Annotated in this window: 3 protein-coding genes; all 3 read right to left on the reverse strand. The window is 43.2% G+C overall.

Translation table 11 applies throughout. The features are described 5' to 3' along the window. Window position 1 precedes the first annotated feature (1 nt). From OCI93_RS04805 to OCI93_RS04815, 3 genes are read right to left on the reverse strand one after another with little or no spacing between them, the layout of a single operon-like run. Window positions 2-3,427: a non-ribosomal peptide synthetase gene (locus OCI93_RS04805; protein WP_261591363.1), complete on the reverse strand. Its 3,426-nt coding sequence runs from the start codon at window positions 3,425-3,427 to the stop codon at window positions 2-4. 4 nt (window positions 3,428-3,431) lie between these two features. Continuing rightward, window positions 3,432-10,217, reverse strand: coding sequence for a non-ribosomal peptide synthetase (locus OCI93_RS04810; RefSeq protein WP_261625879.1), 6,786 nt, complete (start codon window positions 10,215-10,217; stop codon window positions 3,432-3,434). A gap of 41 nt (window positions 10,218-10,258) precedes the next feature. Next, a complete protein-coding gene (locus tag OCI93_RS04815; protein WP_261625880.1) occupies window positions 10,259-17,332 on the reverse strand; it encodes a MupA/Atu3671 family FMN-dependent luciferase-like monooxygenase in 7,074 nt (2,357 codons plus the stop codon). Window positions 17,333-17,340: the final 8 nt, after the last annotated feature.

Genomic DNA, 17,340 nt, shown 5'->3' on the forward strand with positions numbered 1-17,340 from the left:
ATTACAACGCCTGCTCCAACTCTTCTAACTCTTCTTCAGTCATTTGCGACAGCTGAAGGTATTGTTCGCAGATAAGGTCAATTTGTTCCTGCCCACCGACTAATTCACCCAAATGTTGTGATAATTCACGGACCGTTGCAAATTCAAAAATAGCGTGGAGTGATAATGTCAATCCCAAGTTTTCATTAATAATATTCACTAACTGCGTCGCCAGCAGCGAATGCCCACCGACACTAAAAAAGTCATCATCAACACCGATATTCGTGTTACCCAACAGTTCTATCCATAAATTCACCAACACTTGTTCTGATGCAGTTTCAGGGGGCGTCAAACCTTTATTGTCTGAGGATTCATCAGCAATGACCACTTCAGCCAAAGCGCTGTGATCGACCTTTCCATTAGGGTTCAGAGGAATTGATTCAACTGTAATTATTTGGCTGGGTATCATGTAGGCTGGCAGCTTATTACGCAGCGCTTCTTTCACTACATTGCTATCAAATGCAACACCTGTAATCGCGACATACGCCACCAATTGCTCACTGTTACCAATTGACTGTTTTACAACGTAAGCCTGTTTGACAGCATCACTTTGACACAAGCTGGCTTCGACTTCTGCAGGTTCAATACGATAACCGCGTAGTTTAATCATAAAGTCGGCACGCTCTACGTATTTAATCTCACCGTTTGCTAAGCGTTTGACCAAGTCTCCAGTGCGATACATTCTTGCGCCTGGTTGATTTGAATATGGATTTGGAATAAACTTTTCTGCCGTCTCAACAGCATTGTCTAAATAACCATTTGCTAAACAGGCACCAGTCACATACAGCTCACCCACAACCTCGTCGGCAACAGGTGAAAGCGCTTGGTCCAAAACCAGACAGTCGTTAAATACATTACTATGTCCCAATGATTGATTCTGTTCCCAATCACTATTTTCGCCATCATATGACTTAATTAAGCATACGTGCGTCTCTGATGGTCCATAGAAGTCATATAATTTACAATGAGGTAGCCTCTTGAGCAGCAACTGCAACGGCTTTGTAAATTGCAACGCTTCTGCCGTAGAAATAATATTTTTCAACGCTTTGAGCCAGTCATCCAACTGTTCAAAGTGCTCCACTTCATTACTAATTGCTCTTAATACGGCAGAAGGAAAAATCACGGTATCAATATCAAACGCCGAGATATATGACATCACTTCAATGACCACTTTTGTCAACTCACCTTCGATAAGGTAAAGATGTTTGCCCTGATACCAGGTCATAAAAATTTCTTGGCAATGCACGTCAAAGCTGGTGCTGGCGTATTGCAACATACGCTGCTCTATTGCGACTTGTTCTGAGCTCCAGACCACAAGTTGAACTAGGCTCTGATGCGACATTTCTACACCCTTTGGTGCGCCTGTAGAACCCGAAGTGAATACAATGTAGGCTGGCGTTTTGGCATTAATAGCAAGCGCTAAGTTTTGCTCACAGCAAGCTGTCGCTTGCGCCATAACCTCACTCATATCTAAGATCTGCACCGAATTGCCGAATGCTTCGCTGGCACTTTGCATATCATTCGTCAATACTAAGTTAGCGTTACATGCAAACAACATTTCTTTCAATCTTTGTTGAGGGTATGCTAGGTCTAGCGGCACATAAGTGGAGCCTGTTTTTAACACCGCTAATAATGCGATAGTCAAAGGCAAGTCTCTTGGTAAAGCGATAGCAACACGATCACCGTGCTTGACTCCTTTAGAAATCAATAAATTAGCAACTTGGTTGGCTTTACTGTTTAGTTCACTATAGGTTAAATCGTGATATCCCAACGAGACCGCTGCGGCATTAGGCTGCGCCTGTGCTTGTTGCTCAACAATCTGATGCAGCAAAGGCGCATTTTTGGGTATAAGCTCGACGTCACGATGTACCAAACTATTGTATTCAAACAACGGGGTATGATGATGGCTGCTACCCCATTGCAACATTTCATTAAAGTCTACCAATAGTGCTTGAATTTGTGCATTTGTGTAATAATGACTGTTAAACTCTAACTCGCAATTTAGTTGACTGTGTTGCTCACGAACGCTCAAAGAGAGTTCAAACATTGCCTGATCATTGCTCAATTCATAAGGTTCGATCTGTAGGTTAGGCAACGCCACTTTGCCTGTAAGTGCATTCATATATGAAAAATTAATTTGCGTAAGTGGCTGATGGCTGAGGCTTCGCTCTAAGTCCAAATTGTCAACCAGTTGCTCAAACGGCAGATCTTGGTTTGCATAGGCTGATAACGACTTACTTTGTACCTGGGTAATCAACTGAGTGAAGCTCATACCTGGGTCCACTTGATTTCTAAGCACCAGATAATTAAGAAATAATCCAATCAATGGGTTTAGCCGTTCTTCATGGCGCAATGACACAGCCGTACCAATCGCAATATCATGCTGTCCTGAATATCGATGCAGTAGCCATGAGAATGAAGCCAGCATTAAATTATTGACTGTGACTCCCTGACTTTTTGCTAACGCAGCTAATTTCTGTGTTAATTCCACTGAGATTGTTAAAGCCGCCTTATCACCTTCAAAGTTAACCGTTTTGGTATACCCCTGCCTTCTTGGCAACGGTAAGATAGGTGACAGGCCATCGAGCTCATTACGCCAAAACTCTAATTGTCGCTCAAGTGTACTTTGTGAAACGGCTCGTTTTTGCCAAGCAACAAAATCTCGATACTGTAACTCCAGCGGTTCATTCGTTGCTTGTTGATCATGCACCAGCGCTTCATAGTTTTTTGTAAACTCTCGATTTAAATTAGACATTGACCATGCATCAGCAACGATATGATGTAACGTAAACACTAAAATATGTTGCTCTGTCGACAGCTTTAATAGTTTCGCAGCGATTAGTGGTGGGCAGCTTAAATCAAATTGGTGATGGTAAGCCTGTCGTACTTCATCTTCTGCTAGCAGCTCTGGTTGTGATTGTTCGCTCAAATCAATCAGGTTTATTGTCAGATTAACTTCCGGCAATAACTCGGCGCGGGGTTTTCCTTGACTACTGAAAAACGCGGTACGCAATAATTCATGGCGGCCCATAATTTGATTTAATGCTCGTTGTGCTGCGGGAATATTTAGCTGTCCGCGTAACGTCATCGCACTCACTATATGATAAGCACTCAATGACTCTTCTAGTTGATCCATGAACCAAAAACGCGTTTGTCCAAAAGATAATTCAACTGGGTGAGAAGATGAAGCATATAACTCTTGTTTATCCGTTTTTTCAAATTGACTCAGCCACTGAAGCAGTTGTTCCTTATTATCCCTTATCATTGTTTGTCGCTCAGGAGTTAACACCCCTTTGGCAGCTGACACACTCAGCTTGCCATCTTTGCTTTCTATGCGAATACCCGCTTCTTGTAATTGCAAAACTAGTTGAGAGATATTGTTGCTCATTTAATTAAAACTCCATGACTTCAGTGTCTTCTGTATTATCGTTTAATTCTTGTTGTTGTATTTTTGCCGCTTTAATCAGTGTTGCTATGGCATCAACAGTCGGGTTAGCAAACAATGGCGCTATAGGTAGCTCGATATCGAATGATTTTTTAAGTAACACAAGTAGCTTCGTCACCATGATTGAATCAGCCCCTTGCATTATCAGATTGTCATCTTTGTGTAAATGATTCACCTCCAACAACTCACAGCAAATTCGCATTACTGTATTGAGCACTGCATCATTACTAAGTGCGGCCTCCTCATTACTTGTTGCTGCAAAGTCAATTGCTGGCAAGCGTTTTAAGTCAACCTTGCCATTAGCTCCCAGTGGTAGTTTGTCTAGAATACGCCAAAATGTAGGCACCATGTAATCAGGAAGCTTTTGCGCTACAGCCAAACGCAAATTATCGCAAGATATTTGCTGTTCAGCGCAAATATACGCAGCCAGATGCAGTCGTTGTTTGGCGTCATTCACAACCACAACTTTGGCGGACAGTATCTGAGGTTGTTGTAATAAGTGATGCTCAATTTCTTCAAGCTCGATGCGATAACCGCGAACTTTTACCTGATTATCCTCGCGCCCTAAAAATTGAATGTTGCCATCTGGCAGATATCGCCCTTTGTCACCGGTCTTGTAGAGCTTATGCTCAATTGCAGGCACTTGAAGGAAGTGTTGTTCAGTTTTTTTCTTATCATTCCAGTAACCTTTCGCTAATCCTTTTCCTGTGATGTATAGATCACCTTTGACCCAATCAGGGCAGTTTGCCATGTTTTCATTTAAAATCATATATCCTTGATTTAAAAGAGGCTTTCCATAGGGAATGCTACTCCACTGAGGGTTAACTTGTTCAATATCGTAAGCAATTGACCAAATTGAAGCTTCCGTTGCCCCTCCTAAACTGGTCAATGTTAAGTGCGGATGCAATTGTTTAATTTTTGCTGCCATCGCAACATTAATCCAGTCCCCACTTAGCATACACACTCGTAAGTTCTGTGGAAAGTGTTTTACCGCGCTATATTCAACCAGCATTTGCATCAAGGCAGGGACCGTATTCCAGATAGTGACATTGTACTTTTCGATATACGCTAACCACTTTCCCGGGTCTCGGTTTTCATCATCGGCAGGTAACACCAAACGTCCACCTGCTCCAAGTACCCCAAAAATATCGTAAACAGACAGATCAAAATTGAGGGCTGATAAGCCGAGCACTGTATCTTTGTCAGTAACGTTAAATCTCTGATTGATATCTTCAATGGTATTTCTCGCTGCACCATGGGTGATCATGACCCCCTTTGGCTTACCCGTCGAACCAGAAGTAAAGATAACGTACGCAAGGTCATCCTTATTCACTTGAGGGTCCTGCAATTGAATCAATTGTTGCTGATTGTCTGAATCGTCAACATGTTCTGGCAGCGTATATTGCTCAAAAGAGGGTAGGTCATCGATCATGTGCTCGACGATAATGCAACGAGCTTGCCCTTCCTCAAGAATTTGTTGTCGGCGCTGTTGAGGCAAATTCGCATCGACTGGTAAATATGCCCCTCCAACTAACTGTATTGCTAACACGGCTGGTACTTGTTTCCAGCTCTTAGCCATTACTACCCCAACCAACTCTCCTTGACTAAGATTATAGCTTTGTAGTTGTTTGGCCAGAGCAATAGCCTGCGCGAGTAATTGACCATAGCTTAACTGCACCTCTCGCTGAATCACAGCAATGCGCTCTGGTGCCGCAAGTGATTGTGCTAATAAAGGTTGATGAAGAAGTCCACTCGGCAGTTCTGCCTCAGTGTTGTTAATTACTGCACGCTTTGCTCGCTGCTCAGAGGCCATCATCGGGGCTAAGGTACTTAGCTCATCTTCATTTACCTGTGCAACTCGCTCGAGCAGGTCAAAGTAACAGTTGAACATTTCTTCCATCATATTGTCAGGGAACAACTTATCAACGCTGCTCCAAGTCAAAAATAGTTCACCATCCGCTTCTGCAACGGCATGATCCAGCCAAACCTGAGCTGTTCTAGCAACAGCAAAGTTCTCGGTTAAGTCATCCGAACCATTACCTTCCATACCCAATGTACTGGTGAATACCACTGGCATAATTGCGTCTTGAAAGCTTCCTTTTTTAGTTGCTAATGCTCTAACAACTTCAATACCGTTGTAATCCTTGTGATCTAGGTCTTGCCACAAACGCTTTTGTAGCCGCTGCACTGCCTCTATAAAGTTGTTTTGATGTGTATCTACGGCTAATAGGTTCACCGTGGTGAAATCGCCCACAATATCCATTACTTGGTTGTGTACGGGAGCACGATTGAATAGTGTCAGATTGATTACAAACTCAGCACATTCACTCCACAAACCTAGCACGTCGGCATAACATGTAAGCAGTAAGCTGGTAGGCGATACTTGTAATTTTGCTGCCTGTTCTTTTAATGCAGCCCAGTGTGCCTTGCCCAACTTTTTCCTACGGCTAACAAACTCAACATTGCTTAGCTGCTCAGGCTTTTGTATCAACGGCAACGCCGGGCGCTCAGGAAAAGTTTCCAAACGTTGCTGCCAATAATCGCGACTACGTTTGTAGGATTGCTGCTGTTTGAGCACATTCTGATGCAAAACATAGTCTCGAAAGGTCAATGTCAACTCGGGTAAATGGCTGTCGTTTTTTTCGTACATAGCCATAAACTCACGTGACAAAATCATTTCACTCCAAGCATCAACAATCAGAGAATTCATGATCACATGAACTCTAAAGTCCTGATCAGCTAACTGAGAGATCTTCACATCAAACAAAGGCCAAGTCGCTGAGTTCAGCTTTTGTGCCAGCATCTGTTCACGTCGTATCAACAATGCAGCTTCTCTTTGTGGCTCTGGTAGTAGTCTTAAATCCAACATGCCTAAATCAAACTCATTAACACTGTCGAGCACTTTTTGCTGATCAGTCCCAACGATCACAACACGTAACATATCGTGTCGCTTGATCAATGAGTTCAATGCTGTGGAAAATGCCTCCACATTCATATCGCGCCAATCTATCTCCCTATAGTTACTTGATAGCACCTCACCCATTTCCATATTATCTTCACTGCCGAAGCGGTAGGCATGTTGTATATCAGTTAAAGGAAAAGGCTCACCAGCTCGAGATTTATCTGTCATCAATTGTGCGGTTTGCTCTTGTTCTACATTGCGATGACGTAAAGTATACTGAGCCATTCCTGCAACCGTCGGAGATTCTAATAAAGCCACCAATGGCACATTCATATCAAATGCTTTACCTACTTTGATCACAACCTCTGTCGCAAGTAATGAATGGCCACCTAAGTTAAAAAAGTTATCTTCTGCTGTGACAACATCCAGTCCTAGTACGTGACACCAAATGGCAGCAATTTCAGCTTCTTCTGCGCTCATCGCGCGCGCGTTAGCGGCTTTTTCCGGTATCGTCTCAATGACCCTTTCTAGATCCAATTTACCGTTAACAGTACGTTTGAAACTCTCAACTTGTATTATCCGCTTAGGGATCATGTAATCAGGTAAACTTTGTGCCAACTGTGTTTCTACCGTATCGGTATTTAAACGACGAGTGGCTTTAACCAGAGCTACCAACATTGCATCGCTACTAGCTGACACAATGGTTGTGACTTCTGCTTGTTGAATATCTTCCAACTCTTCTAACGCATGTCGTACTTCACCTAACTCAATGCGAAACCCTCGGATCTGAACCTGGCTATCAGCACGAGAGCAATACACCCACTGCTGATCAGCCGTTTTGTAGCCTAAATCACCACTGCGATAGTAAATTTTACCCGCTCGAGAAACAAACTTAGCTTTACTAACATCCTCAAGACCCCAATACCCCTTCGCGATGCCGTTACCGCTTAGCCATAGCTCACCACGTAAAGCACCCGGTAATCGTCGGCCATGATGGTCACAATGGATTATCTCCATATCTGGTAAAGGCGAGCCAATAATACTTTGTACGTTTGCTGTTTCGCCACGTTGAAGCAGATGGTAAGTTGCATGCACGGTGACTTCAGTAATACCATACATATTGACCAACTGAACTTTGTCATTCCAGCTATCGAACCAAGGTATCAGGCGAGATGGCTGTAGCTTTTCTCCACCAAATATAACCATTCTCAATGCACTATGTGATGCTAGACTAAGATGTGCAATCAATGGATAAAATGCCGAAGGTGTTTGATTTAGAACTGTAATTTCTTGCTCTTCGATAACCTCAGACAACAACCGAAGATCAATAACCTGCTCGTTACTTGGCACATAGACGCGACCACCAAATAACAATGCCCCCCAAATTTCCCAGACCGAGAAGTCAAAAGCAAATGAATGCAACATCAACCAGCTATCACCTTCTTTTGGTGTTAATTGTACCGGTAAGGACGCGAACAAAGATGCCAGATTACGATGACTTATCTCCACGCCTTTTGGTTTACCTGTTGTCCCAGAGGTATAAATTATGTAAGCCAGCTCTTCACCTGTAAATGAGTCTAAAGCAGGTAAATGTGCCGCGAGCTGTTCAACAGTGTCATTAAGCAGCACAGCCGCAACAGATAACCCCGTTAGATGCTCTTGCGTCGCACACAAACAAAGCTGCATTTTACTGTCTTGCACTATGTGCTGATTTCGAGATGTCGGATTGGCAAGGTCTAAAGGAACATAGCATGCACCGCTTTTCAGCACTGCTAACATCGCAACTATCTGGTTGGCTCCTTTACTCAACATGATCCCAACTGGCATTTCTTTATTTACGCCCCGTGCGACAAGTAAACAAGCTAATAGATCTGAGCGGGCATCAAGCTCTTTATAACTCAGTGCTATCTCATCATCCGCTACAGCAACTTTGTTAGCATTAACACTTGCCTGCTCCTTAAACCAAAGCAGCAGGTTAGGGACTTCTGTAGCGCTGCTTTGCACGGCTTCACCTGAATGCGAAGTCAATGTAAGTTGCGAATATTCAGTCTTAGGTTGCTGAGCAAACTGTGACAGCACGCATTGTAATGACTCAATAACTGCGTTCATAACACGCTTGCTAATTACTTTCGGATTAGCATTAATCACTACTTCACCAGTTTGGCTAAATGTCAATACCAGATCATAACTTACTTGATATTCAGATAGTTGTGCTGCCAATGATAGCTCGGCTCTTTTTGCATCTGCAATAATAAAAGCGGTATTAACACAGCAATCTGTGACAAGTTGGCTAACATTATCTGCACTAACCTGAGAGGTCTTAAGGTGATCATCGCTGGCTAATATCGCTTCAATTTGTGATGCTGATAAATCTGCACTAATGATATTAGCGCCAATCCCTGCATACACTAGCCCTTTACCATGACTATCAGCTTGTTGGATAAATGACACCTGATCCTGACCATGAATTGAGGCTAAAACACAAGCAAATGCGGCACGCACAGGTTCAAACAACTCAAGATTATGCTGTTGACATAACTTGACTATTGAAGTCATCATCGGTTCAGCTAGTTGCACCTTGGCTTCAAGTTCATCACACTCAACACTGTCTAAGTCAGGGTGTTGCAAGTAACCACCGTTTAACAGTAAAGCCGAACTATCAGACTGTGCATAAGATGAAACTTTGCTGGTTAACAACCATTCAAATACAAACTGTTGCAACAACTGCTGTGCTTGCTCTTTATTTATTACTAATGCAGGTAGAAGCCATTGCAACTGCCAGCCAGAAGAGTGTTGCTTGACGACTCTAAGCAATGTTTGATGATCGGCCGACGCGGGGCTGTGTTGTAATAGCGTCACCGATAACCTAGGAGTGGTTAGTAGCAAATCAGACTCAATGCTCAAACCATGATTTGAGCAAAACGCTAGCGCGTATTCCGCTTTCATTGTTTCTTGATGCGCCAGTATCTGTTTACGCTGTTGAGTGAACTGCGCTGGTAAACCTGGTGCTGACAAATCACAGTGTATAGGCAAAAATCGTGTTAGCGGACCTACTATGTCGGCAAGAACCTCTTGCTGACGCCCGTCCGAATAGCAGTTTAGAGTCAGCTTATCGAGCGCCAAAATATTACCTAAATACTGAGCCCATCGTACCGCTATCCAATCCTCAACAGCCATTTTCTGCTGCTCAGATAAAGTCGCTAACTGAATTGCTTGACTTGCGCTCACATCGATTTGAATACAGTCTTCATATGCAGCAAGTTTGATCGCTCTAGCAGCACCTAAATTTACGCCTTGATTAGACCAAAAACTATCCTGTTGCTCAACTTCCTCAAGCAACCATTCACTCACATCAATATGTTGAAGGCTGCTTTGTGCGTCTGCACCAGCAGCTTTTACATCCAGTTTATTGAATATGGCGCTTAAACAGCCCAGATCGAGTAACAACTGACTTCCTGCAACACTGAGTTTAACCGTATTGCCTGCCTGGTAAGCATGAAGCTGTACAATAGGTCCATTTTCATAGTCTATTTGCCACTCTTTGAGTGCGGTTTTACAAGCTATGTATGCTTCTTCTGAGTCACTGAGCTGACAAACATAATTGCCCTGTTCGGTAATTTTTTGTATCACTTCATCTGTGTTATTCATTTCAAACCTGATGAAAAAAAGCTCCTGCTCATGACAAATTTGCTCAATTAAGTGGAGCAGCTCCTGTGCGCTCAAGGTTGTCACAATATCAAATTCAAAAAGCGTAGCCTGATCCCTGTCAAGTAACTGCTTGTTCACACAACGTTGTTGCTGAACTGGTGATAACGAAAATACTTGATTCATAATTATTATTATTCCAATAAAATCTATTGCTCTATGATTAATTAGCGTCTTTTTCGTGACTGCAATCGTTGCAGGCGGTCCTGTTGCTTACCTACCAAACGGGCGTCTTTGTGCTGATTGAATGCGTCTTTTACTTGCGATTTAAGAACACTAAGCGGTTCATGAGGGCGTTCAAGTAGCCGCTCTGCGAGCGCACAAAACTGCTCTTTAAGCATGTTTATTGTGGGCTTTTCAAATAGTGCCAACTTAAATGAAATGGTGCCTTGTAGTTGCTCTTCAAATTCAATTAAGGTAACTGACAGGTCGTACTTAGCAGCTGTCTCTGGTTCACTCAATTGAGCAACTTCCAAGCCTGCTAATTGCTCTGGAAGGCTACGTATACTTTCAAATGAGAAACCCACCTGATATATTGGCATGTAGCTGGCAGAACGCTCTGGACTTATCGCTTCGACTACTCTTGAGAAAGGAATATCCTGATGTTCGTAGGCATCTAATGTCGTTGCTTTCACATTCCCCATGAAGCCTTGCCAATCGAGTTCATTGTCTACTTGCGTACGTATCACAACCGTATTTACAAAATAACCAACCAGTTTTTCCAACTCTGACGTTGGTCTGTTTGACACTGGAGAACCTATCAGTATGTCACTGTTATCAGACCAGGCTGAAAGCAATAACTGCCAAGTAGCTAAACAAAACATATAAGGAGTGATGGCAAGTTCATTACAGATCTCACGCATTCGAGACACGCTGTGTTTATCAAATGATAGGTTAACAACAGTGCCTTCATCCGATACCGTTTCAGTTCTTAGCGTATCCCAAGGCAATGGCATTAAGGCTGGTGCACCACTGAGTATGTCACGCCAGTAGTTCAACTGTTGATTTAGTTTTTGAGCACCGAAGTGTTGTTGCATCCAATGCGCGTAATCAGCGTATTGGATAGGTAATACTTCTTGGTCCAATGGTAATCCCGACACACGCTTTTGATATCCTTCCATAAATTCAGCGATCAACATGCGGTTTGACCAGCCATCTGAGATCAAGTGGTGGATCACGTACATCAACACATGGTGATTATCATCCAACTTAATGATTTCTAAGCGAACCAATGGACCATTAGTGAGATCAAACGGGGCTACCTTAAAACGATTAAATTCTTGCCACATCGCCTGCTCTTTAGCAGATGAAATTGTTTGAGAAAGATCAACCACATGAAGTGGAATGTCGAGCTGTGTATTTAATTTAAGATTTAACACACCTTTTTCCAGCTCAAATGCACAGCGCAATATTTCGTGCTTATCGGTTAATGACGCTAAACAATCTCGCGCTATTTCAATATCAAATGGCCCCTTTAAGTCAAGTCCCATGGCCATATGGTACATGGTACTGTCTAAACCCCTATGCACATCAAACCACAAACCTCGTTGTAAATCAGACGCAGGTAAAGGTTTGTCACGATCAACCTTGACGATAGCACTTACCTGCCCTGTGCTATCCAGTTGTCCCATATATTTCGCAAGCTTCGCTACTGTTGGGTTTTCAAATAGCGCTTTAACAGTGAGTTCAAGTTGCCAGCGTTGCTTAATTCGGTTCAACATTTGCGCTGCAAGTAGCGATCGGCCACCCATTTCAAAGAAATTGTCGTTAATTCCGAGTACATCTAGATTCAGAATTTCGCACCATAACTCACTGAGATATGTTTCCAACTCGTTCGTCGGTGCCACATACTCTCTGTGCTGCTGAATCTGAGCTTCTGGCACAGGCAAACGTGCCAAATCTATTTTTCCATTTGCCGTATATGGCCAACGCTCAACGACAATGTAGGTATCCGGTTGCATAAACTCTGGTAAGTGTTGTTGTGCTGTTCGCTGCAATGCAGGAATAAGCGCCAAACTTTGCTCGCTTTGCAATGGGTTATTCGCATTTATGGTTTTACCAGCGGGTTTGTGTGTTAATTCACGTGGCGTCACGAGGTTCTCGCTGTGCTGAGACTTTATTTGCAAGCTAGCAAACTGCGGAGCTTGTTCATTATCCCAATGCATCGATACGCTGTAGCCTTGTTGCTTGGCAACCTCAATTAGCGCCTGAGTTTGGTTGTGATATAACGATTCGTTATGTAATGCCTGTTCATTCAAAGTGCTGTTGTCTTTGCCATTATTTATTTTGATATGAGCGGCGATATCTTGTTCAAGCAGTGGGTGAGGAACACCATCAAGTGTCATAATGTCAAACGCATGTTCATCAAGTAGCTGAGCGAATTGCTCAACGGTAAACACATCTTGCTGCCACTCAAATATGAGTGCTGTCTTTGCTTGTACAAATTCACTTGTATGTAGAACAACATCATAACGATATTTGCTCATTTCAGTGTGACCGAGGTCACACTTCACTAAAACTTCAACTCGTGTAATTGATGCAAGTCCCAATTGTTTGAAGAACTCTGGCGCGAGCAATAATTCTCGCTCATTAGCGATACGCTCACTGATCCGATGTTTAAGCTGAACCAGTCGCGTCTCAGGCTGTGCTTTGGCGATTTCTACAGATGAACAAAACAGTTCATGTAATTGCAGATGGCGCACATCACCAACAAATATTGTGCCGCCAGGTCGCAGTCGTTTTGTCGCTTCTTCAAGCACCTTATGCAAATACTCTGCGGATGGGAAATACTGTATAACAGAGTTCAAAACAATCGTGTCAAACTGGCCTTCAACATGATTGTGAAACTGATCTGCTGGGCATTGATGCAAAGAAATACATTGCGATTTCTGGCCTAAAAATACGCTATGTTTACGAATGAAATCCAAACCATTTTGCGCAAAGTCAACGCCTACATACTGACTTACATTTGGCGCAACTCTAAACAGTACCAGTCCTGTTCCCACACCAATTTCCAGTACTTTACTTTGCGCTTGATGAGGCACTCGCGAAACCGTATTGCCAATCCACTCTTTCATTAGTTTGACAGGATATGCTTGATCAGTATAACTACTCACCCAGCTAGCAAAGTTCTCATGTGGTGCAATGACAAGCTCATCATCTATAAATGTTTCGTTATACAGAGCCTGCCAACTATTGACTCGCTCCTCACCTAATTGGCCGTCTACCATGCTGTCTTTTATGGCCGTCACATAGCCAACTAAACGCTCATTTTGATTTTGATCCGAACGCACTGCCGCAACAGCTTGAGCAACTTGTGGATTGTTTAGCAATGCGGTTTCAATGTCACCCAACTCAATACGATAACCTCTGAGCTTGACTTGAAAATCGCGACGTCCACAAAAATCCAGCACACCGTCATGGCGCACTCGCATCAAATCACCAGTGCGATATAGCCTTTGTCCATTGGCGTTATCAAAAGGGTTTGGAATATATCGCTCAGCACTTAGGGCTGCTTGTTCAAAATAACCATGTGTTACCCCTTCACCCGCGATGTACAATTCACCAATCATCCCTTTAGGAACTATGTTTAACGCATCATCAAGCAAATAAAATTGCGTATTGGCCAATGGTAAGCCTATTTTACTCTCCCCTTTTATTTCACTAACCGAAGACCACACCGTTGTTTCTGTTGGACCATACATATTATACAAACGTCCATTGAACACAGGCTTGAGTGCATGTAACACCGATGGGGCAAGATATTCACCGCCAAGCATAAGACATTCAAGCTGTGAGAAGGCAGCTTTAGCACCTGCTTCGTTAAGCATTAAATGGGCTAACGAAGGCGTACTTTGTAACCATTGCACCTGCTCACGTGTAATCATTTGCGCTATACTTGGCTGTTCCTTGTTATCACGCTTTGTGCGTTTAGCCATCAACTTATGCAGTTGGTCAATTTGCAGAAGATGCTCAATCACGGTCTCTTCTTCTATACCAAAGTCTATTAAACAGGCAATTTCATCAACACCCGCGTTATAGAGATCCAGTGAAAGCTTGGCACAATGCTCTACAGTTCCGAATAAAGCGTTAGTTCTAAAATAACGCTCGCAACCGGCCTCCAGTAACACTTCTGGATCAACATCAGTTCCCCAACCTTGAGCATCCGCAAATGGTTTTAACAACCCTATAGAGCTGCGAAGGTATTCTTTAAAAGGCGCTTTGGCTATGCGTTTGGCGGTCGCCATATCGTCACAGACAAACGTGTGTACCATCACTGAAACACGGCCTGTGTCAGGGTCATAGCCTGCTTCTTTACGCGCGTTTTTATAGACTTGAATCTTCTCTGCTAGTTCTGCGGGGGACTGACCCAGAATATGTGTCAATAGGTTGGCTCCAGCCCTACCCGCACGCTTGAAGGTTTCTACATTACCAGCGGTTGTGATCCACACAGGGATCGTGCTTTGAATCGGTAACGGTCTAATTTTTACTTCATTTTGTTCACCGTTACCCGCAAGACGTGGATAGCCCTCACCTCGCCACAAATTTCGTACCACTTCGAGGCTTTCAAACATTACCTCATAGCGATTTTCATAATTCTCTGGCGCGAATACAAAATCATTAAAATGCCATCCGCATGTGATTGCTAGACCAGCTCGACCATGCGACAGGTTGTCTATCATTGACCAGTCTTCGGCAACGCGAATAGGGTCATGCAATGGCATCACCACACTGCCCGCGCGCAGACTAATATTATCTGTCACCAAAGACAGCGCGGATGCAGCAATAGACGGGTTTGGAAACTGCCCCCCAAACTCATGAAAATGACGTTCTGGCACCCAAACCGCTTCAAAACCACATTTATCAGCAAACAAGGCGCCTTCTTTCAACAGCCTATATTTGTTATCCCCTGAACGTTTTGGGTCATTGGCGAAATAGTAAAGACTGAAGTTCAGGCCCGCACCAGAGTGTCGATCCGGTAGTTCGCTGTGCGCAACATCTAACGGAAGCTTATTTTGTTTTGGAAGCAGGACCACTCGTTGGCCTCTCGCTAGGGTCCAAAATAATTCCAACACTGAAATGTCAAACGATACACTGGTAACCGCCAAGAGTGTTTTTTGCTCTGATGTAAGTGGTAATTGCACATCCAACGCACTAAACAGATTTATCATATTACGATGACTAACCACTACACCTTTGGGGTTACCCGTCGAGCCCGACGTATAAATCATATAAGCAGGACTATCTACAGGTACTGAGATTGAGGGCATATTGTTATCTGTAACTGCCTCCAGTAATTGACTTAGTGTTAGTATTTTACGCTGGCTTGAAAACGGTAGATTCTGCTGCTCTGAATCGACTATCACTGCCGACACCGACGCATTTTCAACAATATAATTGATTCTGGAGTCCGGGTAGTCTGGATCAAGTGGCACATACGCTGCACCGGCTGACATAATAGCCAGCATTGCTATCAGCATTTCTGGCTTTCTATCTACGTATACCCCAACGCGATCACCAGGAGATACACCATGCTGGTGTAATATCACACACATGTGTTGTACCTTTTCAGTAAGTTCTGAGTAGGTAAAACGCTGATGTTCAAAAACCAATGCTTCTGCAGTGGGTATTTGCAGAGCTTGCCCCATTATCTGTTCACAAACATTACGTTCTGACAGCGCTAATTCAGGGCCTCTAATAGCACTACATGTTGCAGCCGGTAACATAGCAAAACTGGCAACTGGTTTGTCGGGGTTTTCAATAAAGCTTATGAGTAAATGTTCATAGCTTTGTGCAAATGTCGCGATGCTTTGTTCATCAAATAAGTCGCTGTTAAATTCCCACCCGCACCAAATGCCATCTTCAATTTCTTTGATATACAAGCTCAAGTCAAACTTTGACGATTCATAGTGCCTTTCTAGCACCTTACTTTGCAGGCCCGTCAGCTCAATGTCAGAGCTGGCATTTTCAAACGCGATAAATATTTGAAATAATGGATTGTAGCTTAGTTCTCGGTCTGGGTTTAGCGCCTCAACTAACAGCTCAAATGGAATATGCTGTGCGCTATAGGTGCTAGAAATCGTCTTTGCGTGTTGTTTAAGTAGCATGCAAAACGACTGCTGAATATCTATCTTATGCGCCATGACTAAGGTGTTAGCAAAAAAACCTATAACCTCTTCGATGCTCCTTTCAGTTCGATTCGCAACAGGCATACCCAAAACAATTTCTTCACTGCGGCTAAAGCGGCTAAGCATAACTGAAAATGCGGTTTCCATTACCGTAAACAACGACACCCCCTGCTCATTAGCAACCTGTTGTAAACGAGCACTTAACTGCCCACTCAAGCGCTCACGATGAACACCACCGTTGTATTTTTGCTCTGTAGGGCGAGGCTTATCCAATGGCAAGCTATGTAATCTGGGTGCCGACTTTAAACTTTGCGTTAGTTCGTTCAGTGCACCTTTGGCTGTGGCAGTTTGCATTACCTTTTTCTGTTGAGCGGCATGATCAACATATTGATAATTTAGTGTGGGCAACTGAGCTGAACGCTGCTCTACTGCCGCATTATATAATTCACAAAACTCTCTTATTACAATGCTGAGCGACCAACCATCACTCGCAATATGGTGCATCGTTAACAACAAAATATGTTTCTGTTGGTGACATTTGAGCAACCGAGATCTAAGCATAAGATCTTGTTCCAAAACAAATACCTGTTCTGCTTCATCAGCTATTTGGTACTCAATATGCTGCTGTTGCAAGGTTTCTGAGAATGATGTCAAATCCACAATTTTCAGAGAAAAGTCTACGTGTTCCTGAATGAACTGACGAACCTGTCCGTCTTCCTCACGAAAGCAAGTTCTTATACTTTCGTGCCTTTGGACAATATTATTTAGCGCGGCTTGGCAAAATTCGGCATTTAGCTCACCATCTAACTGAATGACCAGCGGTATATTGTAAGCTGCGGTACCCTCAGCCAGCCGATCTAAAAACCATAACCTTTGTTGTGAGTAAGATAGTTCACAGCCACCATCTCGATTGACCCGCTCCAGATTGACCTTGTCGCTATTTTCTGTGGTACTGAAAAATTCAAGTAAGGCTCCTTTATGCTCTTTTATACATTCAGCCCACTCAGCAGTCATTGCTCCCGGTTGAGATTTAGCTTTCAATTTGCCTTCACTGACGAACAAATAAATTCCGTTCTCATTCAGTTCATTTACCAAAGTTTGCAGTTGCATCATATTCCTCA

This window comes from Pseudoalteromonas holothuriae (assembly GCF_945859825.1).
Taxonomy (GTDB): Bacteria; Pseudomonadota; Gammaproteobacteria; order Enterobacterales; family Alteromonadaceae; genus Pseudoalteromonas; species Pseudoalteromonas holothuriae.